Annotated in this window: 24 protein-coding genes and 1 tRNA gene; 13 read left to right on the top strand and 12 right to left on the bottom strand. The window is 72.7% G+C overall.

Annotated features, from left to right (window positions below):
• Window positions 1-60 precede the first annotated feature (60 nt).
• From ACFVS9_RS21370 to ACFVS9_RS21385, 4 genes are all read left to right on the top strand, one after another.
• Complete coding sequence (locus tag ACFVS9_RS21370; protein WP_389934488.1) at window positions 61-825, top strand: SDR family oxidoreductase; 765 nt, start codon at window positions 61-63, stop codon at window positions 823-825.
• Window positions 822-2489: a class I adenylate-forming enzyme family protein gene (locus tag ACFVS9_RS21375; protein ID WP_389934490.1), complete on the top strand. Its 1668-nt coding sequence runs from the start codon at window positions 822-824 to the stop codon at window positions 2487-2489. Before ACFVS9_RS21370 ends, ACFVS9_RS21375 begins: the two co-directional genes overlap by 4 nt.
• 38 nt (window positions 2490-2527) lie before the next feature.
• Entirely contained in the window at window positions 2528-3121 is a 594-nt protein-coding gene (locus tag ACFVS9_RS21380) for a TetR/AcrR family transcriptional regulator (protein ID WP_383114098.1), read from the top strand.
• Between the two features lie 476 nt (window positions 3122-3597).
• Entirely contained in the window at window positions 3598-4905 is a 1308-nt protein-coding gene (locus ACFVS9_RS21385; RefSeq protein ID WP_389934493.1) for a M28 family metallopeptidase, read from the top strand.
• A gap of 43 nt (window positions 4906-4948) precedes the next feature.
• Here the strand turns inward: ACFVS9_RS21385 and ACFVS9_RS21390 are convergent, their stop codons facing one another.
• Both ACFVS9_RS21390 and ACFVS9_RS21395 read right to left on the bottom strand, forming a co-directional pair.
• The gene (locus ACFVS9_RS21390) at window positions 4949-6163 is read right to left on the bottom strand and encodes an acyl-CoA dehydrogenase family protein (RefSeq protein WP_389934497.1); all 1215 of its coding nucleotides are present in this window, start codon (window positions 6161-6163) and stop codon (window positions 4949-4951) included.
• 7 nt (window positions 6164-6170) lie between these two features.
• Window positions 6171-7193 carry a phosphotransferase family protein gene (locus ACFVS9_RS21395; RefSeq protein WP_389934500.1) on the bottom strand — a complete coding sequence of 341 codons (1023 nt, stop codon included), beginning with the start codon at window positions 7191-7193 and terminating at the stop codon, window positions 6171-6173.
• 213 nt (window positions 7194-7406) lie between these two features.
• Here ACFVS9_RS21395 and ACFVS9_RS21400 point away from each other — a divergent pair, with 213 nt between their 5' ends.
• Window positions 7407-8342 (top strand): NADP-dependent oxidoreductase, encoded by a 936-nt coding sequence (locus tag ACFVS9_RS21400; protein ID WP_383114094.1) that lies wholly within the window; start codon window positions 7407-7409, stop codon window positions 8340-8342.
• 13 nt (window positions 8343-8355) lie between these two features.
• Here ACFVS9_RS21400 and ACFVS9_RS21405 read toward each other — a convergent pair whose 3' ends face one another.
• Genes ACFVS9_RS21405 through ACFVS9_RS21420 form a run of 4 tightly spaced genes read right to left on the bottom strand, consistent with a single transcriptional unit; the run spans window position 8356 to window position 10484 of the window.
• Window positions 8356-8667, bottom strand: a complete 312-nt coding sequence (locus ACFVS9_RS21405) for a DUF202 domain-containing protein (protein WP_389934504.1) — start codon at window positions 8665-8667, stop codon at window positions 8356-8358.
• Entirely contained in the window at window positions 8664-9059 is a 396-nt protein-coding gene (locus tag ACFVS9_RS21410; protein ID WP_389934507.1) for a YidH family protein, read from the bottom strand. The genes ACFVS9_RS21405 and ACFVS9_RS21410 overlap by 4 nt, the downstream gene beginning before the upstream one ends.
• Window positions 9056-9580 (bottom strand): NUDIX hydrolase, encoded by a 525-nt coding sequence (locus ACFVS9_RS21415; RefSeq protein WP_389934510.1) that lies wholly within the window; start codon window positions 9578-9580, stop codon window positions 9056-9058. Before ACFVS9_RS21415 ends, ACFVS9_RS21410 begins: the two co-directional genes overlap by 4 nt.
• Complete coding sequence (locus ACFVS9_RS21420) at window positions 9567-10484, bottom strand: DMT family transporter (protein WP_383114090.1); 918 nt, start codon at window positions 10482-10484, stop codon at window positions 9567-9569. Before ACFVS9_RS21420 ends, ACFVS9_RS21415 begins: the two co-directional genes overlap by 14 nt.
• Before the next feature lie 159 nt (window positions 10485-10643).
• Here ACFVS9_RS21420 and ACFVS9_RS21425 point away from each other — a divergent pair, with 159 nt between their 5' ends.
• Window positions 10644-12299, top strand: a complete 1656-nt coding sequence (locus ACFVS9_RS21425; protein WP_389934513.1) for an FAD-binding dehydrogenase — start codon at window positions 10644-10646, stop codon at window positions 12297-12299.
• Window positions 12300-12918: 619 nt separating this feature from the next.
• On the opposite strand, the gene ACFVS9_RS21430 is transcribed toward ACFVS9_RS21425, so the two are convergent.
• Window positions 12919-13344, bottom strand: coding sequence for an ASCH domain-containing protein (locus tag ACFVS9_RS21430; RefSeq protein WP_389934517.1), 426 nt, complete (start codon window positions 13342-13344; stop codon window positions 12919-12921).
• A 242-nt stretch (window positions 13345-13586) separates the two neighbouring features.
• Here ACFVS9_RS21430 and ACFVS9_RS21435 point away from each other — a divergent pair, with 242 nt between their 5' ends.
• Window positions 13587-14549 carry a hypothetical protein gene (locus ACFVS9_RS21435; protein WP_383114087.1) on the top strand — a complete coding sequence of 321 codons (963 nt, stop codon included), beginning with the start codon at window positions 13587-13589 and terminating at the stop codon, window positions 14547-14549.
• 35 nt (window positions 14550-14584) lie between these two features.
• A complete protein-coding gene (locus ACFVS9_RS21440; RefSeq protein WP_389934521.1) occupies window positions 14585-16156 on the top strand; it encodes an APC family permease in 1572 nt (523 codons plus the stop codon).
• 174 nt (window positions 16157-16330) lie between these two features.
• Here ACFVS9_RS21440 and ACFVS9_RS21445 read toward each other — a convergent pair whose 3' ends face one another.
• Window positions 16331-17728: a GntP family permease gene (locus ACFVS9_RS21445; protein WP_383114085.1), complete on the bottom strand. Its 1398-nt coding sequence runs from the start codon at window positions 17726-17728 to the stop codon at window positions 16331-16333.
• An 11-nt stretch (window positions 17729-17739) separates the two neighbouring features.
• The gene (locus ACFVS9_RS21450) at window positions 17740-18249 is read right to left on the bottom strand and encodes a gluconokinase (protein ID WP_383114084.1); all 510 of its coding nucleotides are present in this window, start codon (window positions 18247-18249) and stop codon (window positions 17740-17742) included.
• A 145-nt stretch (window positions 18250-18394) separates the two neighbouring features.
• Here ACFVS9_RS21450 and ACFVS9_RS21455 point away from each other — a divergent pair, with 145 nt between their 5' ends.
• The 3 genes from ACFVS9_RS21455 to ACFVS9_RS21465 all read left to right on the top strand — a co-directional run bounded on the left by ACFVS9_RS21455 (window position 18395) and on the right by ACFVS9_RS21465 (window position 20897).
• Window positions 18395-19096 (top strand): FadR/GntR family transcriptional regulator, encoded by a 702-nt coding sequence (locus ACFVS9_RS21455; RefSeq protein WP_389934525.1) that lies wholly within the window; start codon window positions 18395-18397, stop codon window positions 19094-19096.
• A gap of 86 nt (window positions 19097-19182) precedes the next feature.
• Complete coding sequence (locus ACFVS9_RS21460) at window positions 19183-20268, top strand: S-(hydroxymethyl)mycothiol dehydrogenase (RefSeq protein ID WP_383114082.1); 1086 nt, start codon at window positions 19183-19185, stop codon at window positions 20266-20268.
• Complete coding sequence (locus ACFVS9_RS21465; protein WP_383114081.1) at window positions 20268-20897, top strand: MBL fold metallo-hydrolase; 630 nt, start codon at window positions 20268-20270, stop codon at window positions 20895-20897. The genes ACFVS9_RS21460 and ACFVS9_RS21465 overlap by 1 nt, the downstream gene beginning before the upstream one ends.
• A gap of 12 nt (window positions 20898-20909) precedes the next feature.
• Here ACFVS9_RS21465 and ACFVS9_RS21470 read toward each other — a convergent pair whose 3' ends face one another.
• Together ACFVS9_RS21470 and ACFVS9_RS21475 are read right to left on the bottom strand one after the other, a co-directional pair.
• Window positions 20910-21848, bottom strand: coding sequence for a pseudouridine synthase (locus tag ACFVS9_RS21470; RefSeq protein ID WP_389934529.1), 939 nt, complete (start codon window positions 21846-21848; stop codon window positions 20910-20912).
• 66 nt (window positions 21849-21914) lie between these two features.
• Entirely contained in the window at window positions 21915-23132 is a 1218-nt protein-coding gene (locus ACFVS9_RS21475) for an immunoglobulin-like domain-containing protein (RefSeq protein ID WP_389934532.1), read from the bottom strand.
• A 277-nt stretch (window positions 23133-23409) separates the two neighbouring features.
• On the opposite strand from ACFVS9_RS21475, the gene ACFVS9_RS21480 reads away from it, so the two are divergent.
• On the top strand, window positions 23410-24474 hold the full coding sequence (locus tag ACFVS9_RS21480; protein WP_389934535.1) for a rhamnogalacturonan acetylesterase: 1065 nt from the start codon (window positions 23410-23412) through the stop codon (window positions 24472-24474).
• The gene (locus tag ACFVS9_RS21485; protein ID WP_383114077.1) at window positions 24471-25427 is read left to right on the top strand and encodes a family 43 glycosylhydrolase; all 957 of its coding nucleotides are present in this window, start codon (window positions 24471-24473) and stop codon (window positions 25425-25427) included. The genes ACFVS9_RS21480 and ACFVS9_RS21485 overlap by 4 nt, the downstream gene beginning before the upstream one ends.
• A gap of 169 nt (window positions 25428-25596) precedes the next feature.
• Here ACFVS9_RS21485 and ACFVS9_RS21490 read toward each other — a convergent pair.
• Window positions 25597-25681 (bottom strand) — tRNA-Leu (locus ACFVS9_RS21490).
• Between the last annotated feature and the right edge of the window lie 50 nt (window positions 25682-25731).

The following is a 25731-nucleotide window of genomic DNA, read 5'->3' on the forward strand; positions in this document are numbered from 1 at the left end:
TCCCCGATCACATACCGACTGGTTAGTCTGCCGGGAAGACGGCTGAGAGAGGCGGGACCGATGAGTGCGGTGCAGGGCGCTGGCGTAGTGGTGACCGGGGCCGGAGGCGGTATCGGGGCCGCTCTGGCCCGCAGATTCGCCGCGGAGGGCGCGCGGGTCGTCGTCAACGACCTCGACGCCGGCCGGGTCGCGGCGCTGGCCGAGGAGATCGGCGGCACCGTCGTGGCCGGCGACGCCTCCGGCATCGTGGACGCCGCCCGCGACGCGCTCGGCGGGACCGTGGACGTGTACTGCGCCAACGCCGGCCTCGCCTCGGGCGGGGACGCGTTCGCCGACGAGGACGTCTGGGCCGCGGCCTGGGACGTCAACGTGATGGCGCACGTCCGCGCGGCGAAGGCGCTGCTGCCCGACTGGCTGGAGCGCGGCGGCGGGCGCTTCGTCTCCACGGCGTCGGCGGCCGGTCTGCTGACGATGATCGGCGCCGCTCCGTACAGCGTCACCAAGCACGGCGCGGTGGCCTTCGCCGAGTGGCTGTCGCTGACCTACCGGCACCGGGGGATCAAGGTGCACACCATCTGCCCCCAGGGTGTGCGCACCGACATGCTCACGGCGGCCGGCTCGGCGGGCGACCTCGTGCTCGCCCCCACCGCGATCGAGCCGGACGCCGTCGCGGACGCCCTGTTCGACGCCATGGAGCAGGATCGTTTCCTCGTCCTGCCGCACCCCGAGGTGGCCGGCTACTACCGCGCCCGTGCCGAGGACCCCGACCACTGGATCGGCAGCATGAACCGTTTGCAGCGGAAGTGGGAGGAGACCGGCGCATGAGCGGTTCGATCTACGCGGCGAAGCCCTGGACGGCCCTGCTCAGCGCGGCCCAGCTGGCCCCCGTCCACCCCGCCGAGACGGTGGTGCACGCCTTCCGCGCGGCTGTCGGGCGGGCCCCCGACCACACCGCGCTCGCCTACTTCGACGGCCGCCTCAGCTACCGCGAGACCGACGAGCTGTCCGACTCCGTGGCGGGACACCTCGCCGCCGAGGGGCTGCGGCGCGGCGACCGGGTCGCGATCATGCTCCAGAACACCCCGCACTTCGTGCTCGCCCTGCTGGGGGCCTGGAAGGCCGGTGCGACCGTCGTCCCGCTCAACCCGATGTACCGGTCCGGCGAGGTCGGCCACGTACTGAAGGACGCGGAGGTCACCGCCCTGATCTGCTCGGACCGGGCCTGGGCGTCCCACCTGCGGGCCGCCGCCGGGGCCGCCCCGAGCGTGCGGATCGCCGTCACGGCCTGCGAGCTCGACCTCCAGACGGCCGACGACCCGCGCGTGCTCGGCTTCGAGCGGCTCCCCGCCCCCGGCGCCGACGACCTGGCCTCCGACCTGGTGGCCGTGGCCCGCCGCGGCCTCGCCGCCCCCGGCGGACGGGAACTCACCGCCGCGGACACCGCGCTGATCAGCTACACCTCCGGGACCAGCGGCACCCCCAAGGGGGCCATGAACTCCCACGGCAACATCATGGTCAACGCCGAGCGGCAGCGGACCGGCCACCCCATCGGGGAGGGCTCGGTCTACTTCGCGCTCGCGCCGCTCTTCCACATCACCGGCATGGTCTGCCAGTTCGCCGCCTGCACGGCCAACGCCGGGACCCTGGTCCTCGCCTACCGCTTCGAGGCGGGTGTCGTCCTGGACGCCTTCGCCGAGCACCGCCCCGCGTACACGGTGGGCCCCTCGACCGCCTTCATGGCGCTCGCCGCCCACCCGGACGCCACCCGGGAGCACTTCGCCTCCTTCGAGGTCATCTCCTCCGGCGGCGCGCCGCTGCCGCCCGCGCTGGTGGAGAGGTTCCGCGACGGCTTCGGCCCCTACCTCCGCAACGGCTACGGGCTCACCGAGTGCACCGCGCCCTGCGCCTCCGTGCCGCCCGAGCACGAGGCGCCCGTCGACCCCGTCTCCGGAACCCTGTCCGTCGGCGTCCCCGGGCCCGACACGGTGGTCAGGATCATCGACGAGAACGGCGGCGACGTCCCCTTCGGCGAGCAGGGCGAGATCGCCGTACGCGGACCGCAGGTCGTCCCCGGCTACTGGAACCTGCCCGAGGCCACGGAGGCCGCCTTCCCCGACGGGGAACTGCGCACCGGGGACATCGGCTTCATGGACGCGGCGGGCTGGCTCTACGTCGTGGACCGCAAGAAGGACATGATCAACGCGTCGGGCTTCAAGGTCTGGCCCCGCGAGGTCGAGGACGTCCTCCACACCCACCCGGCGGTCCGCGAGGCGGCCGTCGTCGGCGTCCCCGACGCCTACCGGGGGGAGACCGTCCGGGCCTACGTCAGCCTGCGGCCCGGCGCGGAGACGGAACCGGGCGAGCTCAGCGCGTACTGCAAGGAACGGCTGGCCGCGTACAAGTACCCGCGCGAAGTCGAGATCCTGGCCGAACTCCCGAAGACAGCGAGTGGGAAGATCCTGAGGCGGGAACTGCGTTCCCCCCGGTAGAACAGTTCACGCGCGGTACGAGAGGACAGGTGGCGGCCATGGCCAAGGCGACGGACGGGAACGGTGCGCCCGTCCCCCAGAGGCTGCTGGCCGCCGCCACCCGGCTCTTCGCGGAGCGCGGCTACGACCGCACCTCCGTGCAGGAGATCGTCGAGGCGGCGGGTGTCACCAAGGGGGCGCTCTACCACTACTTCGGTTCCAAGGAGGACCTCCTCCAGGAGGTCTACGCACGGGTGCTGCGACTCCAGCAGGAGCGCCTCGACGCCTTCGCGAACGCCGAGGCGCCGATCGAGCGGCGGCTGCGTGACGCGGCGGCGGACGTCGTCGTCACGACCATCGAGAACCTCGACGACGCCTCGATCTTCTTCCGCTCCATGCACCACCTGAGCCCGGAGAAGAACAAGCAGGTACGCATCGAGCGCCGCCGCTACCACGAGCGCTTCCGGGCCCTGGTCGAGGAGGGGCAGCGGGCCGGGGTCTTCTCCACCGCCACCCCGGCCGACCTCGTCGTCGACTACCACTTCGGCTCGGTCCACCACCTGTCCACCTGGTACAGCCCGGACGGCCCGCTCAGCCAGCAGGAGGTCGCCGACCACCTCGCCGACCTGCTGCTGAGGGCCCTGCGCCCCTGAGATCCCCGGCCCTACGGCGGCCGGCTCCGCCCCGGCGTGCCCGGAGCGGCGCGGCGAGGCGCCCACGGCCTGCCCGGTGAGGGCCTCCGGGGCGGCCCGTCGGACGCGGGGCGGACGGCCGGTGCGGTGATCCGCCCGCGACCCTGGAGGCATCCCGCGGTCCGTTCGTGCCCACGGCCTCCGCCCGGGCGCGCGGACACCTGCCGGACCGGGCCGCCGGTGCCCCGGCCCCCGTCTCCCGCTTCCCGGCGAGAGCCCTGTGACAGTGCCCCTCGCCGTCCGCCCGGCGGCGGAACCGCACGCCTTTCATGTGTCCGACTAACGGACAGGGCTGTCCGAATCCCGCTCTTGACGGTACGCGGTCATTGATTGAGCATCGGGGGCGCGCCGCGCACCACCAGCTCCAGGCCCCGGTCGTGCACGCCCGGGGACCCCCCGCACGTTCCGTCAGTCCCCGAACGGAATCCGGAGCCCCGATGAACCTCGCCCGTCTCAGATCCCTTCCCCTGGCCGCGCTCGCCGTCGCCGCGCTGCTGACGACCGCGGCCCCGGCCGCCCAGGCCGCGCCCGAGGCCGTCGCGGCGGCGCCCGACATCCCGCTCGCCAACGTCAAGGCGCACCTCACCCAGCTCCAGTCGATCGCCACCGCCAACGGCGGCAACCGGGCGCACGGGCGGACCGGTTACAAGGCGTCCGTCGACTACGTGAAGGCCAAGCTGGACGCGGCCGGATACACCACGGCCCTCCAGCAGTTCACCTCCGGCGGAGCCACCGGCTACAACCTGATCGCCGACTGGCCCGGCGGCGACCCGAACCGGGTCCTCATGGCCGGGTCCCACCTCGACTCGGTGACCTCCGGCGCCGGCATCAACGACAACGGCTCCGGATCGGCCGCCGTGCTGGAGACCGCGCTCGCCGTCTCCCGGGCCCAGCTCGCACCGGACAAGCACCTGCGGTTCGCCTGGTGGGGCGCCGAGGAGCTGGGGCTCGTCGGCTCGAAGTACTACGTCAACAGCCTGGCCGCAGCGGAGCGTTCCAAGCTCGCCGGCTACCTCAACTTCGACATGATCGGCTCGCCGAACCCCGGTTACTTCGTCTACGACGACGACCCGGTCATCGAGCAGACCTTCAAGGACTACTACGCCGGCCTGTCGATACCTACCGAGATAGAGACCGAGGGCGACGGCCGCTCGGACCACGCCCCGTTCAAGAACGCGGGCGTCCCCGTGGGCGGACTGTTCTCCGGCGCGGACTACACGAAGACCGCCGCCCAGGCCCAGAAGTGGGGCGGGACCGCCGGCCAGGCCTTCGACCGCTGCTACCACTCCTCGTGCGACACCACGGCGAACATCAACGACACGGCCCTGGACCGCAACAGCGACGCCCTCGCGTACGCCGTCTGGACCCTGTCGGCGGGGACGGTCACCCCGCCGGCCGGCACGGTGTTCAGCAACACCGCCGACGTCGCCGTGCCCGACAACGGAGCCGCCGTGACCTCGTCGATCTCCGTCACCGGCCGTACGGGCAACGCCCCTTCGGCCCTCAAGGTCGGCGTCGACATCAAGCACACCTACCGCGGTGACCTCGTCGTCGACCTGCTCGCGCCCGACGGGACCGCGTACCGCCTGAAGAACTCCAGCAGCGGCGACTCGGCCGACAACGTGATCGCGACCTACGCGGTCGACGCGTCCGCCAGGACGGCCAACGGCACCTGGAAGCTCCAGGTGCGGGACGTCGCCGCGCAGGACACCGGCTACATCGACAGCTGGCAGCTCACCTTCTGACCCCGCCGGGGAGGCGCCACCCGGGCGCCTCCCCGCACCGGGCTCAGAGGTACTTCTTGATCTCGCGCCGCGCCAGCGACCGCTGGTGCACCTCGTCCGGCCCGTCCGCCAGCCGCAGCGTCCGCGCCGAGGCCCAGAGTTCGGCCAGCGGGAAGTCCTGGCCGACACCTCCGGCGCCGTACAGCTGCACCGCTCGGTCGAGGATGTCGCAGACCGCGCGCGGGGTCGCGATCTTGATCGACTGGATCTCGGTGTGCGCGCCGCGGTTGCCGACCGTGTCCATCAGCCAGGCCGTCTTCAGCACCAGCAGCCGCAGCTGCTCCACCGTCACCCGGGCGTCCGCGATCCAGTTCTGCACGACGCCCTGCTGCGCCAGCGGCTTGCCGAACGCCGTACGGGACACCGCACGCCTGCACATCAGCTCGATCGCGCGCTCGGCCATGCCGATCAGCCGCATGCAGTGGTGGATCCGGCCCGGGCCCAGCCGCGCCTGCGCGATGGCGAAGCCACCGCCCTCCTCGCCGATCAGATGCGAGACCGGTACCCGTACGTCGGTGAGGGCGACCTCGGCGTGGCCGCCGTGCGAGTGGTCCTCGTAGCCGTACACCCGCATCGCGCGCCGGACTTCGAGACCCGGGGTGTCACGCGGGACGAGGATCATGGACTGCTGGCGGCGGATGTCCTCGCCGTCCGGGTCCGTCTTGCCCATCACGATGAAGACGGCGCAGTCCGGGTTCATGGCCCCCGAGATGTACCACTTGCGCCCGTTGATGACGTAGTCGTCACCGTCCCGGGTGATCCGCGTCTCGATGTTCGTCGCGTCCGACGACGCCACGTCGGGCTCGGTCATCGCGAACGCCGAACGGATCGTTCCGGCCAGCAGCGGCTCCAGCCACTGCTTCTTCTGGGCCTCGGAGCCGAACTGGGAGAGCACCTCCATGTTCCCGGTGTCCGGGGCCGCGCAGTTCAGCGCCGTCGGGGCCAGGTGCGGGCTGCGGCCGGTGATCTCGGCCAGCGGGGCGTACTGGAGGTTCGTGAGCCCGGCCCCGTACTCCTTGTCCGGCAGGAACAGGTTCCACAGACCCTGCCGGCGCGCCTCCGCCTTCAGGTCCTCCACGATCCGCGGGGTGTCCCAGGGGGAGGCCAGGAGGGCGCGCTGCTCCTCGGCGACCTCCTCGGCGGGGTGGACGTGCTCGTCCATGAACGCGAGCAGCCTGGAGCGCAGCTCTTCGGTACGGGCGTCGAATGCGAAGTCCACGGGGTGATCAGCCTTCCTGGAGGGTGGTGAGGCCGTGCGCGATGAAGACGGGGACCAGGTCGCCGATGCGGTCGAAGCCCGCGCCGACGGTCCGGCCCAGGGTGTAGCGGTAGTGGATGCCCTCGAGGATCACGGCGAGCTTGAACCACGCGAAGGCCGTGTACCAGGAGATGGCGGAGGTGTCGCGGCCGGAGCGTGCGGCGTAGCGCTCGATCAGCTCGGCCGGTGAGGGGTGGCCCGCCGCACCGCTGGTGGTGGAGACGGGTGACTCGGGCAGGTCCAGGTCGGAGCTGTACATCACGAGCAGGCCCAGATCGGTCAGCGGGTCGCCGAGCGTGGACATCTCCCAGTCCAGCACCGCCTCGATCCGGTCGTCCCGGCCGATCAGCGCGTTGTCCAGCCGGTAGTCGCCGTGCACGACGGCCGGCGCCGGGGAGGCGGGGAGCTCCCGGCCGAGCGCGGCGTGCAGTTCGTCGATGCCGGCCAGCTCACGGTTGCGGGAGGCGTCCAGCTGCTTGCCCCAGCGCCGCAGCTGCCGGTCCAGGAACCCCTCCGGGTGCCCGAAGTCGCCGAGGCCGACGGCCGCCGGATCGACGGCGTGCAGGTCCACCAGGGTGTCCACGAGCCCCAGGACGACGGCCCTGGTGCGCTCGGCGCCGAGCGGGGCGAGCTGCTCGGCGGTGCGGTACGGGGTCCCCTCGACGTACTCCATGACGTAGAAGGGTGCGCCGACGACCGTGTCGTCCTCGCAGAGCAGCAGGGTCTCCGGCACCGGGACCGCGGTCGGGTGGAGGGCGCTGATCACCCGGTGCTCGCGCTTCATGTCGTGCGCGGTGGCGAGCACATGGCCCAGCGGCGGCCGGCGTACGACCCACTGGCCGGACCCGTCGGTGACCACGTAGGTGAGGTTCGAACGGCCGCCCTCGATCACCCGGGCGTCCAGAGGCCCCTTCACCAGCCCCGGCCGCTCACGGTCGAGATGGCCGCGCAGCAGGTCGAGGTCGAGACCTGGCGGGTGGACTGGGCTCATGGGGCGCACCTCCGGGGCGGTTGAACGGTCGGGACCATGATGCCGACCAGTCGGTATGTCGTCCAGTGTCCGCCCGGAATCCGAGAAGTGATCTCCGGCTCCCCGCCCCCGGCCCCGGCCCTGGCCCCGCCCCCGCCCCCGGCCCGACCGTACGCCGGAGGGCGGGGCGCGGCCTGAGTTGCGGGGGCCCCGGCACGCCCTGATCGTCGGAAGATGAAGGCGATCAGCTACAGCAGGTACGGCTCGGCCGACGTACTGGAGTACGGCGAGCGGCCCGACCCCACGGTCGGACCGGACTCGGTCCTGGTGAAGGTGCGGGCCGCCGCCGTGAACCCCGTCGACGTGAAGGCCCGCGAGGGCTACCTCCGGTCGGCGCTGGAAGCCGTGTTCCCCGTCATCCCGGGCTGGGACGTCTCCGGCGTCGTCGTCCAGCCCGGCGCCGCCGTGGACGAGTTCGCGGTGGGCGACGAGGTCATCGGCTACGTGCGCGAGGACTTCCTCTCACGCGGAACCTTCGCCGAGTACGTCGCCGCGCCCGTGCGCACCCTCGCCCGCAAGCCGCTCAGCCTCAGCTTCGAGGAGGCGGCGGGCCTTCCGCTCTGCGGCCTCACCGCGCACCAGGTGCTGCACCGCGTCCTGAAGGTCGGGGAGGGCGAGACCGTGCTCGTCCACGCGGCGGCCGGAGGCGTCGGCTCGCTCGCCGTCCAGCTCGCCCGGCACGCCGGCTGCCGGGTCGTCGGCACGGCGGGCCCCCGCAACCACGACTACGTACGCCGGCTCGGCGGCGAACCCGTGGAGTACGGCGACGGGCTGGCCGCCCGGCTCCGGGCCCTCGCCCCCGACGGCTTCGACGCCGCGTTCGACACCGTCGGCGGCGAGGCCCTCCGCGTCTCCGCCGAGACCCTGGCGCCCGGCGGCCGGCTCGCGTCCATCACCGACGGCGAGGTGTTCTCCTACGGCGGGCACTACGCCTTCGTCCGGCCCGACGCCGCGGACCTCGCCCACCTCGCCCAGCTCGCCGAGCAGGGCATCGTCTCCGTCCACGTGGACCGGGTCTTCCCGCTGGAGCGGGCCGCCGACGCCTACCGGCTCAACGAGGAGGGGCGTACCCGCGGCAAGATCGTCGTCGCCGTGCCCTGGGAGGACTGAACCGCCGGGCCGGTCAGAAGAGCGTCGCGACGGCGAACACCGCGAGCGCGACCGTGCACCCCGCCGCCGCCAGGGCGTGGCGCGGCGACAGCGGCGCGGGCCGCGCCGTCCCCATCCGCACGATCCGGCGGTGCGCCACCACGAGGAAACCGAGCCAGGCCAGCAGGCTCAGGGCCACCGCGAGCACGGCCGTCCCGGTCGCCCCGCCGTGCAGCGCCTGCCGCACCGCGAGCAGCGCCACCACCGTGCACGCCAGGGTGGTGCGGCGCCAGGCCAGCCGGGTGCGTTCCGGCTGGAGGCCGGGATCACGCCCCGCGGTGGTCACCTGCCCTCCCAGCCGAACAGGACCACCACCACCATCGCGACCGCGACCAAGGCGACCACGAGGCTGAGCACCGCGGGGAAGCGCGACACCGGCAGGTCCTCGCCGCGCCGCATCGCGCGCTCGCAGCGCACCCAGTGGTTGACCGCCCGCAGCGCGCAGAGCACGCCGGCCGCCAGCAGCCCGAGGGCCAGCCCGGCACGGATGCCCCAGGCCAGGCCGGGCAGGAACTGGTCCACGGCGAAACCGCCGGCGATCAGTGCGAGAGCCGTCCGGATCCAGGCCAGGAAGGTGCGCTCGTTGGCGAGGGAGAAGCGGTAGTCCGGGGTGTCGCCCTCCTCGCGGACCCGCTCGGGGGCGAACCAGAGCCGCAGTCCCCGCAGGAACCCGCTCACCCGGCGGCCCCGCCGCCGGCCCGGAACGCCCGCAGCCGGTGGTAGGTCTCCAGGCCGTCCGGCACCCAGGTCCTGCCGTCCAGCTGGGCTTCCAGCTCGGCGTCGGTCAGGAAGGTGTGCCAGGCGACCTCCTCCGCCTGGGGCCGCACGGGCAGCTCGCAGCGCACCTCGTAGACGTACGACCACCAGCTGTGCCCGGGGCCCTCGTAGAGGTACCGGAACAGGGGGGTGGGGCGGGGCAGGCCCACGACGCCCAGTTCCTCCCCGGCCTCACGCAGCGCCGCCTCGGCGTACGACTCGCCCGCGCCCACGACCCCGCCGACGAACATGTCGTAGTGCGAGGGGAAGACCAGCTTGGCGGCCGTCCTGCGGTGCACGAACAGCCGTCCCGCCGTGTCCCTGGCCTCGATGAAGACACAGCGGTGGCGCAGACCGCGCGCGGTCGCCTCGCCGCGCGGCGCCTGCCCGACGACCTCGTCGTTCTCGTCGACGATGTCCAGGATCTCGTCAGCCGGATTCATGGGGACCATCCAACATCAACCGGTCGGCGGCCGTGGAGCCGTGCCGCTCCTTGCCCTCCGGCATCGCCGGATGCAGCCCCAGCAGCACGATCCCGGTCACGATCGCCGCCAGCCCCACGGCCTCCCACGCCAGGGCGCCCGTGTCGGTGCGCACCTGGTCGCCCAGGAAGCCGATGCCGCAGACGATGCCCGCCAGCGGCTGCGCGGCGGTCAGCGCGGGGAGGGACATCCGCAGGGGTCCCGCCTCGAACGCGCTCTGGACCAGCAGGAGCCCGGTCACCCCCAGGACGAGGACGGCGTACGGCTGCCAGGACGTCATCAGCGCCGCCCAGCCGTCCGTGGTCAGCCGCTGTCCGCTGACCCTGGTCAGCCCGTCCTGGAGCCCGTAGAGCAGTCCCGCCGCCAGACCCAGCAGGACGGGGGTCCCGCGGGTCCGGGGGTGCCTGGCGCAGGCGGTCAGGAACAGCGCGATCCCGGCGACGATCCCGATCACCAGCCAGTGGCGCAGCGGCGAGGTCACCGCCTGCCCGCCGCGCGGTTCGCCGGCCAGCAGGAACGCGGTGACGCCGCCCGCCAGCAGGCAGAGGCCTCCCCAGCCCTGCCGGCCCAGCGGCTGGCCCGTGCGGTGCCGCGACAGGCCCATCGCGAAGAGCAGGTTGGTCGCCAGCAGCGGCTCCACGACCGACACCTCGCCCTGGCCCAGTGCCAGGGCGCCCAGCACCATGCCGCAGACCATCAGGCCGATTCCGGCCAGCCAGCTCGGCACCCGCATCAGGTCGAGCAGCAGCCGGGGCGACAGGAAATCGTTCAGGGGCGCGCGGCGGGCGGCGTCCTGCTGGAAGACGAATCCGAAGCCCAGGCAGCAGGCGGCGCCCACCGACAGCAGGAGTACCAGCACCGACACGCTCCGACGATAGCCCGGAGCCCGTACGGGATCGGTGAGGGCGCCATCGACCGGACGGTTGACGTGGGGGCGGCCCGTGCCGAAGATCTGACCCACAAGTAACTTCGCCCGTCCCCGCCTGCCCGCCGCTGCCCCGCACCGCTCCGAAGGATGGAACCCATGGCGTACGACGCTGACGTGATCGTGATCGGGGCAGGTCTCGCGGGGCTGGTGGCCACCGCCGAGCTCGTCGACGCGGGCCGCACGGTGATCCTGCTCGACCAGGAGCCCGAGCAGTCCATCGGAGGCCAGGCCCACTGGTCCTTCGGAGGGCTCTTCCTGGTCGACTCGCCCGAACAGCGCCGGATGCGGATCAAGGACAGCCACGACCTGGCCCTCCAGGACTGGTACGGCACGGCCGGCTTCGACCGCGACGAGGACCACTGGCCACGGCGGTGGGCCGAGGCGTACGTCGACTTCGCGGCGGGGGAGAAGCGGTCCTGGCTGCGCGCCCAGGGGCTGCGGCTGTTCCCCGTCGTCGGCTGGGCCGAGCGCGGCGGCTACGACGCGAACGGCCACGGCAACTCCGTCCCCCGCTTCCACATCACCTGGGGCACCGGCCCCGGCATCGTGGCCCCGTTCGAACGGCGGGTCCGCGCCGGCATGGCCAAGGGCCTCGTCCAGGCGCGCTTCCGCCACCGGGTGACCGGGCTCGGCCGCTCGGCCGGAGAGGTCGACACGGTCACCGGTGAGATCCTCCGGGAGAGCGGAGCCGAGCGGGGCACCGCCAGCAGCCGCGAGGTCACGGGCGCCTTCGAGCTCAGGGCCCAGGCCGTGATCGTCACTTCCGGGGGCATCGGCGGAAACCACGACCTCGTGCGCGCCCAGTGGCCCGACCGGCTCGGCACCCCGCCCGCCACGATGCTCTCCGGGGTCCCCGCCCACGTCGACGGACTGATGCTGGGCATCGCCGAGAAGGCGGGCGCCCACCACATCAACCGCGACCGGATGTGGCACTACACCGAGGGCATCGAGAACTGGAACCCGATCTGGGCCAAGCACGGCATCCGGATCCTGCCCGGCCCGTCCTCCCTCTGGCTCGACGCCCGGGGCAAGCGGCTGCCGGTGCCGCTCTTCCCGGGCTTCGACACGCTGGGCACCCTCGAACACATCATGAAGTCCGGCCACGGCTACACCTGGTTCGTCCTCGACCGGAAGATCATCGGCAAGGAGTTCGCCCTCTCCGGTTCCGAGCAGAACCCGGACCTGACCGGGAAGTCGGTGCGCGACGTGATCGGCCGGGCCCGCGCCGACGTCCCGGGGCCCGTGAAGGCGTTCATGGACCAGGGGGCCGACTTCGTCGTGGAGAAGGACCTCGGCGCGCTCGTACGGGGGATGAACGCGCTCACCGGGGAAGGGCTGATCGACGAGGACGACCTGCGCCGCGAGATCACCGCCCGCGACCGGGAGATCGCCAACCCCTTCACCAAGGACCTCCAGATCATGGCGATCAACGGCGCCCGTTCCTACCTGGGCGACAAGCTGATCCGTACGGCGAAACCGCACCGCATCCTCGACCCCGCGGCCGGTCCCCTGATCGCCGTGCGGCTGAACATCCTGACCCGCAAGTCCCTCGGCGGCCTGGAGACGGACCTGTCCTCCCGCGTCCTGACCGAGGGCGGCGCACCGCTCCCCGGGGTGTACGCGGCGGGGGAGGCGGCCGGCTTCGGCGGCGGCGGGGTCCACGGCTACCGCTCGCTGGAGGGCACGTTCCTGGGCGGCTGCATCTTCTCGGGCCGGACGGCGGGCCGCGCGGCGGCCAGGGCGACCGGCTGACGGACAGGCCCGGCGCGGGGGCTCACGGGAAGAGGGGACGGCGCCCCCGGAAGGACGACTCCCCGGGGGAACGCGCCCCGAGCGGTGGTCACGTCGTGGGTACGGCCGGCTGTCGGGCGCCCTCGTTGTGCGGCGCCGGGCACACGGGCAGCACGGGGGCGGACGGGTGCGGCGCCGGGACCGGCCGGCCGTCGCACGGATCGGCCGAGCGAACGCCCGGCCGGCGCTGGCGCCCACGGAGCCGGGCGTCCACGGAGCCGGGCGTCCACGGAGCCAGGTGTTCACGGAGTCGGGCGCTTATGGCGGGGCGTCCACGGTGCCGGGTGTTCACGGAGTCGGGCGCTTATGGCTGGGGCGTTTACGGTGCCGGGTGTTCACGGAGTCGGGCGCTTATGGCTGGGGCGTTTACGGTGCCGGGCGCCTATGGTGCGGGCGCCCACGGTGCCGGTGTCCACCGTACGGGCGCCCACGGGTGCGGTGCCGGGACCGGTCGGCCCGCAGGACGGTGCGAGGCGGGGCTCCTGCCTGCCGGTGCGCTCGTCCGCAGGTCCACCCGACTGACGCCTGGGGTCCTACCCCCTGAAGCCGGCCGCGCGTCTTCCGTCGGTCCGCCCGCCCGTCACCCCAGCCGTTCCACCACCCGGAAACGTTCCGCCACGATCATCGTGTCGTCGTCCACGGTGAAGAGCGGGTCGCCCAGCGCCTCCCGCATCTCCTCGCTGTGCCAGAACGCCTCGTGCGCCTCCCGCCACGCCGCCACCGACGTGTGCCCCTCGCCCTCGTCGAGCGCGTGCCGCAGCGTCACCGCGCCCAGCGGCAGCACCCGCACGTCCGTCAGCTCGACCACGGCGACCTCCCGCCCGTCGGAGTCGATGACCGCGGACCGCTCGCCCACCGGAGGGAGTTCCTCCCCTTCGACCTCGTACTCCACGAGCAGCCCCGAGGTGGAGACCTTCTCGCCCGAGAGCACGGCCGCCACCAGACGGTCGCGCAGCGGCCCGGGGAACGCGAGGAGGAAGGGCTTGAGCGGTTCACGGTTCTCCATGGCGGCAGTGTGGCACGCGTCACCCCGTCCCCGTCCGTCACTCCCGTGGTCGGCTCGCGAACTGCGCGAATGGTCGGGGCCGTGGTGTCCCGTCCTCCAACTGCGTGACAGATGAACGGAGTTGATGCCATGTCGCCCTTGACTGCGAGCGTTGCCTAACGCTTTGCTGTGCGCGATCGTCTGATCGCACACGGCATCGAAATGTGCTGGTGTCATGTCGAAGTCGAAAAGGAAGCCTGCGGATGTCTCCGCCTCCGCCGCCCCTGGGCCGGTCCCGCCGCAAGGGCGGGCGCTCGGACCACGCCTTCGACCCGGCGCTCGGCGACGGTGAACTCATCGAGGTGAGAACGCAGTTCGCGCAGGGTCGCTGGACCCGGGCCCGTTCCCTGCTGGTCGCGACCGGCACCGACTGGGACCGCCGGGGCCATCGGCTCCTGACCCTCGCCGCCGTTCCCTCCGCGGTCGGCTGGGCCGGCGACTGGCTGCTCGCCGAGCCGGACAGCACCGACGCCTCCACGCTGCTCGCCTGCGCCACCGTCGCCCGCTCCCGGCGCCCCAAGGCCGGTGACGGTGAACGCGACGGGGCGCGCGAGGCCTGTCTGACCGCGGCCGCGCTCGCCCCCGCCGACCCCACCCCCTGGCTCGGCCTGATGACGCTGGAACGCACGCACGGCACCCGTGAGGCGGTCGCCAGGAACTTCGAGGAGATCCGCGCCCGCCACCCCGAACACCACCACGCCCACCACCTCATGACGGCCGCCCTCGCCGAGGTCCACCCGGAGAGCGACCCGCTCCACGAGGTGTACGACTTCGCCGCGTGGGCCGCCGAACAGGCCCCGGCCGACTCGCCGCTCGCGGTGCTCCCGGTCGTCGCCCACGCCGAGCGCTACCGTGTCCTCGCCGCGGCCGGGGTGGTGCCCGACGACCCCGCGGCCTCCGGGCACTGGTCGGGACGCCGGGCCAGACAGGTGATGAAGGCCGCCTTCGACTGGTGGCTCGAATGGGAACGCGAGGACCACCCCCGCCACCGCACCGACCTCAACTTCCTCGCCCACGCCAAGACCTGCGAGGGCCGCCCCGCCGAGGCCGCCGCGCTCTTCCACCGCATCGGCCCCCACGCCACCGAGGCCCCGTGGTCCTACGCGGGCCGCGACCCGTACCCCGAGTTCCTCGCCGCGCGCACCCTCGCGCTCGGCGCCCCCTGACGCACACCGTCACCGACGAAGGGACCACCCCCGCCATGCCGACGGGCAGAACAGCTACGAGCCGGACCGGCGCCACCGCCATGGACGGCGACACCGGCGGGATCAACACGTACAAGGGCGAGGAGCGCGCGCTGCGCGCCGGCCGGCTCGGTACCCCCGGACTGCTCCTGTCCGTCCTCGCCGCCAGCGCCCCCCTGATGGTCGTGGCGGGCGTGATGCCCACGGTCTTCGGGGTGATGGGCATCGTGGGACAGCCCCTGCTCTACGTCATCCTCGGCATCGTCCTGATGCTGTTCGGCGTCGGCTACGCGGAGATGAGCCGGCACGTCCACAACGCCGGGGCCTTCTACGCGTACATCGCCCGGGGGCTCGGACCCACCGCCGGGGCGGGCGCCTCGCTCATCGCCCTGGTCGCCTACAGCGCCATGCAGGTCGGCATCTACGGCATCCTCGGCTTCGAGGTCTCGGGCCTCTTCGCCACGTACCTCGGCATCGACCTCCGGTGGTGGATCCCCGCCCTCGTCTCCGTGGCCGTCGTCGGCGTGCTCGGCTGGCTGAAGATCGACCTGAACGCCAAGGTCCTCGGCGTCCTGCTCGTCGTCGAGTGCGCCCTCGTGGTGATCTTCGACATCGCCGCCGTCGGCAAGCCCGGCCCCGAGGGGCTGTCCCTGCACGCGTTCGACCCCGCGACCCTGACCGGCGCGGGCCTGGGCACCGCGCTCTGCTTCTGCATCGCCGCGTTCGTCGGCTTCGAACAGGCCCCGGTGTACGCCGAGGAGACCAGCCGCCCGCAGGTCGTCGTGTCCCGCGTGATGTTCCTGGCCGTCGGGTACGCCGCCCTGTTCCTCGCCGTGAGCTCCTGGGCCCTGACCGTCGCCGCGGGACCCGCCTCCATCGCGGACACCTCCCTGAAGGAGGGGCCGGGCATGCTCTTCGGCCTCACCGAGGAGCGGCTGGGCGCCACCTTCACCGACGTCCTGCACGTCCTGTTCGTCACCGGCATGTTCGCCGCGCTGCTCAGCTTCCACAACGTGGTCGCCCGGTACGCCTTCGCCATGGGCCGGGAGGGGCTGCTGCCCGCGGGCTTCGGACGCACCAACAAGACGAGCGGGGCCCCCGCCACCGGCTCCATGCTCCAGTCCGGGCTCTCCGTCGTGATCGTGCTGGCCTTCGCCGTCACCGACGGCAACCCGGTCGGCGACCCGACGGCCCCGGTCCTGCACCTGTTCACCTGGATGGGCAACGTCGGAGCGCTCGGCGTCATCGTGCTGATGGCCGCCGCCTCCTTCGCCGTCATCGCGTTCTTCGTACGGCGCGGCGCGGGCCGGGCCCAGGCGCCCCGGCTCGTCGCCTCCGGCCTCGCGGGCCTCGCCCTGCTGGCCATCGCCGTCCTCACCGTCCGGGACTTCGACGTCCTCGTCGGCTCCGGCCCCGGCTCGGCCCTGAAGTGGGTGCTGCCGGGCGTCGTCGTCCTCGCCCTCGTCGCCGGTCTGGCCTACGGGGCGGTGCTGCGGCGCACCAGGCCCGACGTCCACGCGAGGATCGGCCTCGGCAACGAGGCCTTCCAGCTGGAGAAGGCGGCGGAGAGCGGATCCGCCCCCCGCTGAACACCGCCGGGAGCACCCGCGGCCCTTCGCGCCCGTCACCCGCCGGCCGTGGGCCCGGGCCGGCGGTGGCCGCACGGCGAAGGCGCCCGTCCGCCCGGAGCCATGCCGTGGCATGCGCACCGTGCGGACGAGCGCCTCGGCGGCCGTCGGGGGCTCCCGAGGGAGCGGAGCCGGCTACAACACCAGCGACAGCAGCAGGATGAAGGCCAGCGAGACGACGGAGATGATCGTCTCCATCACCGACCAGGTCTTGATCGTCTGCGGCACGTCCATGCCGAAGTACTCCTTCACCAGCCAGAACCCCGCGTCGTTGACGTGGCTGAAGAAGAGCGAACCCGCGCCGACCGCGAGGACGAGCAGCGCCGCGTGGGACGTGGACATGTCGGCGGCCAGCGGGGCGACGAGACCGGCCGCCGAGATGGTGGCCACGGTCGCCGAGCCGGTCGCCAGCCGGATCGCGACGGCGATCAGCCAGCCGAGCAGCAGGGCGGGTATCGACCAGTTCTGGGAGAACTCCAGGATCATCTGGCCCACACCGGCGTCGATGAGGGTCTGCTTGAACCCGCCGCCCGCACCCACGATCAGCAGGATGCCCGCGATCGGGGCGAGCGACTTCTCCACGGTGGAGGAGAGCCGTCCCTTGGTGAACCCGGCCGCGCGGCCCAGGGTGAACATGCCGACGACGACGGCCGCGAGCAGCGCGATCAGCGGCGAGCCGATGACGTCGGTGACCCGCTGGACGTGGTTCTCGGGGTCGTCCACCACGATGTCGACGAACGCCTTGACCAGCATCAGCACGACGGGCAGCAGGATCGTCACCAGGGTCGCACCGAAGCTCGGACGGCGGTCCAGCTCCTCCGACGGGCGCTGCGGGATCATCTTCTCCGGCGCCTCGATGTCCACCCAGCGGGCGGCGTAGCGCGAGAAGACCGGGCCCGCGATGACCACGGTCGGGACGGCCACGAGCACACCGAGGGCCAGGGTGACACCCAGGTTGGCGCCGAGGGCGTCGATCGCCACCAGCGGGCCGGGGTGCGGGGGGATCAGCCCGTGCATCACGGACAGGCCGGCGAGCGCGGGGATGCCGATGCGCATCAGCGAGTAGTTGCCGCGCTTGGCGACCAGCAGCACCACCGGAATCATCAGCACGATTCCGACCTCGAAGAACAGCGGAAGCCCGATGATCGAGGCGATCAGGACCATCGCCCACGGCATCGCGCGCCCGCTCGCCTTCGCGAGGATCGTGTCCACGATCTGGTCGGCGCCGCCGGAATCGGCGAGCAGCTTGCCCAGGATGGCGCCCAGGGCGATGAGGACACCGACCCCCGCGACGGTCGAGCCGAGACCCGCGGTGAAGCTGGCGATCGTCTTCGCCGGGTTGGCGCCGGCGAAGGAGCCGAGGGCGAGCGAGCCGATGGTCAACGCGAGGAACGCGTGCATCTTGAGCTTGGTGATGAGCAGGACGATGACGGCGATGCCCGCCAGTACGGCGATGCCCAGCTGTGCGTTGCCGGCCGAAGTGATGGGTTCGACGGCATCCGCTGCCAGCATCTCGACGCTGAGACTGGTCACGGTGGTGATCCTTAGTTGGCGAGCCGGCGCAGCGCTGCGACGGCCCGGTCGGTGATTTCCTCAGGAGTGCCGGACACGTCGACGGAGACGCCCGCCTCGTCCTCCCGCAACGGCTGCAGGGTCGCGAACTGGGAGTCGAGCAGCGCGGTCGGCATGAAGTGGCCCTTGCGGCCCGCCATGCGGCGTTCGATGAGGGACCGGTCGCCGGTCAGATGCAGGAAGACGGCACCGGGGGCCTCGGCCCGCAGCCGGTCGCGGTAGGCGCGCTTGAGCGCCGAACTGCTGACGACACCGCCCAGCCCGGCCCTGCCGTGCGCCCACTGCCCGATCGCGTCCAGCCACGGCCAGCGGTCGTCGTCGTCCAGGGGCGTACCGGCGGACATCTTGGCGATGTTGGCCGGCGGGTGGAAGTCGTCGCCCTCGGCGTAGGGGACGCCCAGGGCGTCGGCGAGCAGGGGGCCGATCGTGGTCTTGCCGGTCCCTGCAACGCCCATCACCACGACGACGTGGGGGGTGCTCATTGGTGCCTCGCTGTCTTCATCGACATCGGTCCGTCGACATCGGTCCGTCGCGCTACTGAAACCCATTACATACGACTTATTCAAGAGGCTGTGACATAAACGTCGTACTTTTCGATCCCGAAGGCCGCCCCGTAGGCTTGTGGGCATGACCACACCTGCCCAGGGGCTGCATACGCATGTGCTGGACACCCTGGGTCTGGAGATCGCCGCGGGGGAGTGCCCGCCCGGCCTGGTCCTGCGCACCGACGAGCTCGCCCAGCGCTTCGACGTGTCCCGCACGGTCGTCCGCGAGGTGGTCCGGGTCCTGGAGTCCATGCACCTGGTGGAGTCCCGGCGCCGGGTCGGGGTGACCGTGCGTCCCACCGAGGAGTGGAACGTCTACGACCCCCAGGTCATCCGCTGGCGGCTCGCCGGCGCCGACCGGCCCCGGCAGCTGCGCTCCCTGACCGTGCTGCGGTCCGCCGTCGAGCCGGTCGCCGCCGGGCTCGCGGCCCGCAACGCCAGCGCCGAACAGTGCGCCGCGCTCACCGAGTGCGCCCTCGGCATGGTCGCGACCTCGCGCGGCCAGCAGCTGGAGGGCTATCTGAAGCACGACATCGCCTTCCACCGTGTCGTGCTGAACGCCTCCGGCAACGAGATGTTCGCGCGCCTCGGTGACGTCGTCGCCGAGGTCCTCGCCGGACGCACCCACCACCAGGTCATGTTCGAGGACCCGGACCCCGCCGCCGTCACGCTCCACGTCCGGCTCGCCGAAGCCGTGCGCTCGGGCGACGCCGAGGGCGCCGAACGGCTGACCAAGGAGATCGCGGTCGGCGCGCTGCACGAACTGGACGTACTGGCTCCGTGAGCGGGTCCCCGCCCGGGTACGGTGGGCGTGACCGGTCCAGGGACCGGTCTTCGTACGACGGGGCAGTCGGGATGGGAGACCACGGCATGGCGCAGCAGGTACAAGGGGTCATCGCACCGGGCAGGAACGAGCCCGTGCGCGTGGAGACGATCCTCGTGCCGGACCCCGGCCCCGGTGAGGCCGTGGTCAAGATCCAGGCGTGCGGCGTCTGCCACACCGACCTGCACTACAAGCAGGGCGGGATCAACGACGACTTCCCGTTCCTGCTCGGCCACGAGGCCGCGGGCGTCGTGGAGTCCGTCGGCGACGGCGTCACCGACGTCGAGCCGGGCGACTTCGTCGTCCTCAACTGGCGCGCCGTGTGCGGCCAGTGCCGTGCCTGTCTGCGCGGCCGCCCCTGGTACTGCTTCGACACCCACAACGCGAAGCAGAAGATGACCCTCCTGGACGGCACCGAGCTCTCCCCGGCGCTCGGCATCGGCGCGTTCGCGGAGAAGACCCTCGTCGCCGCCGGCCAGTGCACCAAGGTCGACCCCGAGGTCTCCCCGGCCGTCGCCGGTCTCCTCGGCTGCGGAGTCATGGCGGGCATCGGCGCCGCCATCAACACGGGCCAGGTGGGCCGCGGCGACTCCGTCGCCGTCATCGGCTGCGGCGGCGTCGGTGACGCCGCGATCGCTGGAGCCCGGCTCGCGGGAGCGGCGAAGATCATCGCGGTCGACATCGACGACCGCAAGCTGGAGACGGCGAAGAAGATGGGCGCCACCCACACCGTCAACTCCCGCGCCGGCGACCCCGTCGAGGCGATCCGCGCCCTGACCGGCGGCAACGGCGCCGACGTCGTCATCGAGGCGGTCGGCCGCCCGGAGACGTACAAGCAGGCCTTCTACGCCCGGGACCTCGCCGGCACCGTCGTCCTCGTCGGCGTGCCCACCCCCGAGATGCAGCTCGAACTCCCGCTCCTGGACGTGTTCGGACGCGGCGGCTCGCTCAAGTCCTCCTGGTACGGCGACTGCCTGCCCTCGCGCGACTTCCCGATGCTCATCGACCTGCACCAGCAGGGGCGCCTCGACCTGGGGGCCTTCGTCACCGAGACCATCCAGCTCGGCGAGATCGAGCAGGCCTTCGCCCGGATGCACGACGGTGACGTGCTGCGCTCGGTGGTGGTCCTCTGATGACCGCCCGCATCGACCACCTGGTCACCTCCGGCACCTTCGCCCTCGACGGCGGCGAGTGGGACGTCGACAACAACGTCTGGATCGTCGGCGACGACACCGAGGCCGTCGTCATCGACGCCGCCCACGACGCCGGGGCGATCCTTGCCGCGCTCGGCGGCCGTACGCTGCGCGCGATCATCTGCACCCACGCGCACAACGACCACATCGACGCGGCCCCCGCCCTCGCCGACGCGACCGGGGCGCCGATCCTGCTGCACCCGGACGACCTGCCGCTCTGGAAGCAGACCCACCCGGACCGCGCCCCCGACGGCGAACTGGCCGACGGCCGGGAGCTGGAGGTCGCCGGGACGCGCCTCACGGTGCTGCACACCCCGGGCCACGCCCCCGGCGCCGTCTGCCTCCACGCCCCCGGGCTGAGCACCGTCTTCACCGGTGACACGCTCTTCCAGGGCGGGCCCGGCGCCACCGGGCGGTCCTTCTCGCACTTCCCGACGATCATCGACTCGATCAGGGACCGGCTGTTCGCCCTTCCGCCGGAGACCGTCGTCCGCACCGGGCACGGGGACTCCACCACCATCGGCGCGGAAGCCCCGCAGCTGGAGGAGTGGATCGCCCGCGGCCACTGACCGCGGCGGGGTTCACCGGTCCGGCCACGCGGAGAGCCGCAGCCCGCTCTCGAAGCGGCGCCGCTCACCCGTGACCGGATCGGTGAACTCCAGCACCTTCGCGAGCAGTTGCAGGGGGTTCCGGTAGTCCTCGTGCTCGCGCTCGGGTTCGACCACCGGATAGACCGGGTCGTTCACCAACGGCAGCCCCAGCGCGTTCATGTGCACCCGCAGCTGATGCGTACGGCCGGTGGCGGGCAGCAGCCGGTAGCGGCCGGAACCGCCCCGGTGCTCCAGCAGTTCGACACGGCTCTCACTGTTCGCGGCACCCGGCTCCTCGCGCGCGGCGATGACCCCGCGCTCCTTGACGATCCGGCTCCGCACGGTCCGCGGGAGCGCGAGCTCCGGGTCGTACGGCGCCACCGCCTCGTACTCCTTGCGCACCGACCGGTCCCGGAACAGCGTCTGGTACGCCCCCCGGTCCCCGGCGCGCACGACACAGAGCACCAGGCCCGCCGTCAGCCGGTCCAGCCGGTGCGCGGGCTGGAGCTCCGGCAGCCCCAGCCCGTCCCGCAGCCGGGCGACCAGGGTCTCGGTGACGTGCCGGCCGCGCGGGGTGGTGGCCAGGAAGTGCGGCTTGTCCGCGATCACCAGGCGGTCGTCGCGGTGGACGACGCCCACCGGGAAGGGCACCGGCTCCTCGGGCGCGAAGTCGCGGTGGAACCAGAGATGGCGCCCGGCGGTGTACGGCTCGTCCGCCCGCACGGGCCGCCCGTCCGCCCCGACGAACCTTCCCTCGGCCAGCATGGAGTCCACCCGCCCGGCGCCGACCGCTCCCGCGAAACGGTCCAGCAGATGGTCCCGGACGGTGGGCCAGGCCCCCGCCGGGTCCGCCGGGAGCCGCACCCGCACCGGATCCACGCCCGACCGCTGGGGGAGCGGTGAGGCAGGGGGTTTCGTCCGTCCTCGCATCACCGGTGCCCTTCTCGTGCGCCCGGCCTGCCCGGGGGCCCGGCGGAGACGGGCACAGCCCCCTCATCATCCCATCGCGTGGGCCGCCAGCAGCCGCTCGTACTCCCGCCGGGTGACCGGCAGCACCGTGCCGTGCCGGGCGCCCGCCGGGAGCGAGTGGCCGGCGGAGGGTGTCCACCGCCCCGAACCGAGATCGGTGCTCTCGAAGGGGACGTAACCCCGGCCGCCGAACTCGTCGATGAACAGGTACCACTTCGCCTCGGTGAGCGAGGCGAAGACCACGGGCCCCTCGCCGCGCTCGACCCCGCCCCTGCCGACGCAGTCGGCGACGAACTCGTAGGAGGCGGAGGTCAGCTCCGCCGACCTCTCCACGGTGATGAACCTCGCGCACGGGGCGGCCGACGACGGGTCCCGTTCGTCCTTGGTGAAGCGGTAGTGGACGCCCTCGTGGCGGATCACCGTGGAGTCGATCACCGAGTGGCCGGGGTCGTGCCACACGGTGGGCTCACCGAAGGTCCGGAAGTCGCGCGTCGTGGCGCGGAGCATCCTGTTGTAGGTGCTGCCGGTATGTTCCGGGTCGTCGGCCGCGTAGAGGGCGGAGGCCCAGAGGACGACGTACGAGCCGAGCCCCTCGTCCCAGTACGCCTCGGGCGCCCAGGCGTTGCCCGCGGTCTCCGGTGCCACCTCGGCCAGCCACGGATCCGTCCAGTGCACCAGGTCGGTGGACTCCCGGACCACGACCGACCGGCTGCCCGTGCGCTGCACCCGGTCCCAGCCGCCGCTCTCCCCGTACATCCGCAGATCGGTCGCGATCAGGTGGAACCGGTCGCCCTCGGGGGAGCGGACGACGAACGGGTCGCGCAGCCCGCCGGTGCCGAGGTCCGAGGTGAGCACCGGGCCGCCGCCGTTCAGCTCCTGCCAGCGCAGCGGGTCGTCGCCCCGGCTGAGGGCCATCCGGATCTGCTCGCCGTCCGGGGTGTCCTCGCCGGTGAAGTAGGCCATGAGGTACGCGCCGAACGGCTCCCGCCGCGGCAGCTCGCGCACATACGCGGTGAAGACGCGGGTCGCGGCGGCCCGGCCCCGGGTGACCGTCGCGGTGAGGCGCACGCTCCGCGGGCCCCTCCCGGGCGCGGGACGGCGCACGACGCCGTCCGGCCCGACGACCCCGGACCCGGAGGACGACCAGCTCACGGTGGTGGAGTGGGCCCCGGCGGTGGGCAGCGTCAGACTGCCCCGTACGTCGTCCAGCCCCTGCACGGTCAGTGCGGCGGCCGCCAGGGACACGGCCCGGGCGTCCCCGGAGCTGCCGCGGGCCGGTGCGGACGGGCCGGGATCCGGCGAAGGCGCGGGGACGGCGGCCCCTCGCGCGGGGTGCGGACGCATGACTCTCCCGAGGGCGCGTTCGGTATGCCGGATGGCGTTCGTGGAATCGGCCTGACGCTAGAGGTGCCGGGAGGAGGCGTCAAGGGGAGGGAGCGAAACGGTCCGCCCTGTGGAAAGCGCTTGCCCCGAACGCTAGGGTCCTGCCCATTGAATCCATTCAGTACGGAGGAGCCCCGTCATGCGCCGAGCCGGTACCGCACTGCTGGCCGCCTGCACCGCCGTCGCCGCCCTGACCACCCTCGCCGCCGCCCCCGCCGGAGCGTACGGCCGGGTCCCCCACGAGAGCGGCCCCGGGAACTGCGCCGGCACCGCCCCCGTCCTCTGCCACTTCGATGTGGCCCCCGGGACCTACCGCGTCCGTGTGCTTCTCGGCGGTGACGGAGGCCCGGAACCCGGCTCGACCTCCGTCACCGCCGAGACCCGCAGAGCCGTGCTCGCCGAGACGCCCAACGCGGCCGGCGAGACCGTGCGGCGCAGCTTCACCGTGGACGTCCGCGACCCCGAGGGGGAGCCCACCGGCGCCACCGGCACCCCCGGGCTCGACCTCTCCTTCGGCGGCGAGGCCCCCCGGGTCGCCCGGCTCCGGGTGGAACGCGTCCGCACCCCGAAGATCCTGCTCGCGGGCGACTCCACCGTCTGCGACCAGGCAGGCGAGCCCTACACCGGATGGGGCCAGCAACTGCCGCAGTACCTCACCGACCGGGTGGCCGTCGCCAACTACGCTGCCTCCGGCGAGGGTTCGCAGTCCTTCCGGGACAACCCCGCGCTCTTCCCCGCGCTGCGCTCCCGCATCCGGCACGGGGACCTCGTCCTCGTCCAGCTCGCCCACAACGACAAGCAGACCGACCGTGCCACCTACCGCGCCAACCTCACCGCGATGATCGAGGACGTGCGCGCCGAGGGCGGTCGGCCCGTACTCGTCACCCCGGTCGTCCGCCGCTGGTTCAACACCGACGGCACGCTCGATAACGGCACCGCGCTGCTCGTCAACGGCCTCGGTGTCGACCTGCCCGCCGAGGTGCGCGCCCTCGCCGCCGAACAGCGCACCGGGCTCGTCGACCTCACGGCCCTGACCAAGGCCCGGGTCGAGGAACTCGGGCCCGAGGGGTCCAAGGCCCTCTACCTCTACGACGAGAAGCGCGACAACACCCACACCTCGGCGCGCGGTGCCACCGAGTACGCCGCGCTCGTCCTCGGCGCACTCCGCGACCAGCGGCTGCTCGCACCCGGCGCGGTCCGGTGAACCACCCCCGGCCCGCAGGGCACCCCTTCCGCAACCCGCTGGCCGAGCGGCGCGCCGATCCCCACATCACCCGCCACACGGACGGCCGTTACTACTTCACGGCGACGGTCCCCGCCTACGACCGCGTCGTCCTGCGCTCCTCCCGCACCCTGAACGGCCTGGCCACCGCAGAGGAGACGGTCATCAGGGCGGCACGCGCGACGGGCGACGCGGCGGCCCACGTCTGGGCGCCGGAACTCCACCACATCGACGGCGCGTGGTACGTCTTCTTCGCCGCCGCACCGGCCGACGACGTGTGGCGCATACGGATCCACGTGCTGGAGAACACCCACCCCGACCCGTCGCGCGGCACCTGGACCGAGAAGGGGCAGGTCACCACGGCCTGGGACACGTTCGCACTGGACGCCCACCCCTTCACCCACCGCGGCGAGCGCTACCTGGCCTGGGCGCAGCACGAACCCGGACCGGACGACAGCACGGCGATCTTCCTCTCCCGGACGGCGGACCCCTGGACCCTGACGGGGCCCCAGATCCGCCTCAGCACCCCCGAGTACGACTGGGAGCGCGTGGGATTCGCGGTCAACGAGGGGCCCGCGGTCCTCCAGCGCAACGGCCGCGTCTTCCTCACGTACTCCGCGAGCGCCACCGACGCGAACTACTGCCTGGGCCTGCTCACGGCCGACGCGGGGAGCGACCTGATGGACCCGCGGTCCTGGACGAAGTCCCCCGGGCCGGTCTTCGCCAGCAGCCGGGAGACGGGCCAGTACGGCCCGGGCCACAACTGCTTCACCGTCGCCGAGGACGGCCGCACGGACGTGCTGGTGTACCACGCCAGGCCCTACGAGGAGATCGACGGCGACCCGCTCGACGACCCCGGACGGCACACCCGGATACAGGCGCTCGGCTGGCGGGCGGACGGCACACCGGACTTCGGGATCCCGGTGGCCTCCTGAGCGCCGGTGCCCGTGCCCGCTACGCCCGCGCTCCCGCCGGCCGTCGTGGACCACGCGAGGGTGAGGGCGGCCCGGGTGTCCGGGTCCGTACCTCCGGAGTTCCCGGGCGCCGGTCAGGAGCGCGGCGGAAACGCGAAAACCCCCAGGATGACCTGGGGGTTTTCCACTGTGTCCGAGGGGGGACTTGAACCCCCACGCCCGATAAAGGGCACTAGCACCTCAAGCTAGCGCGTCTGCCATTCCGCCACCCGGACCGGGTGTCCGCCGTCCGGGCCTTGCCCGTTCCGACGTGGAAAACCATAGC

This window comes from Streptomyces sp. NPDC058008 (assembly GCF_042886395.1).
GTDB lineage: Bacteria > Actinomycetota > Actinomycetes > Streptomycetales > Streptomycetaceae > Streptomyces.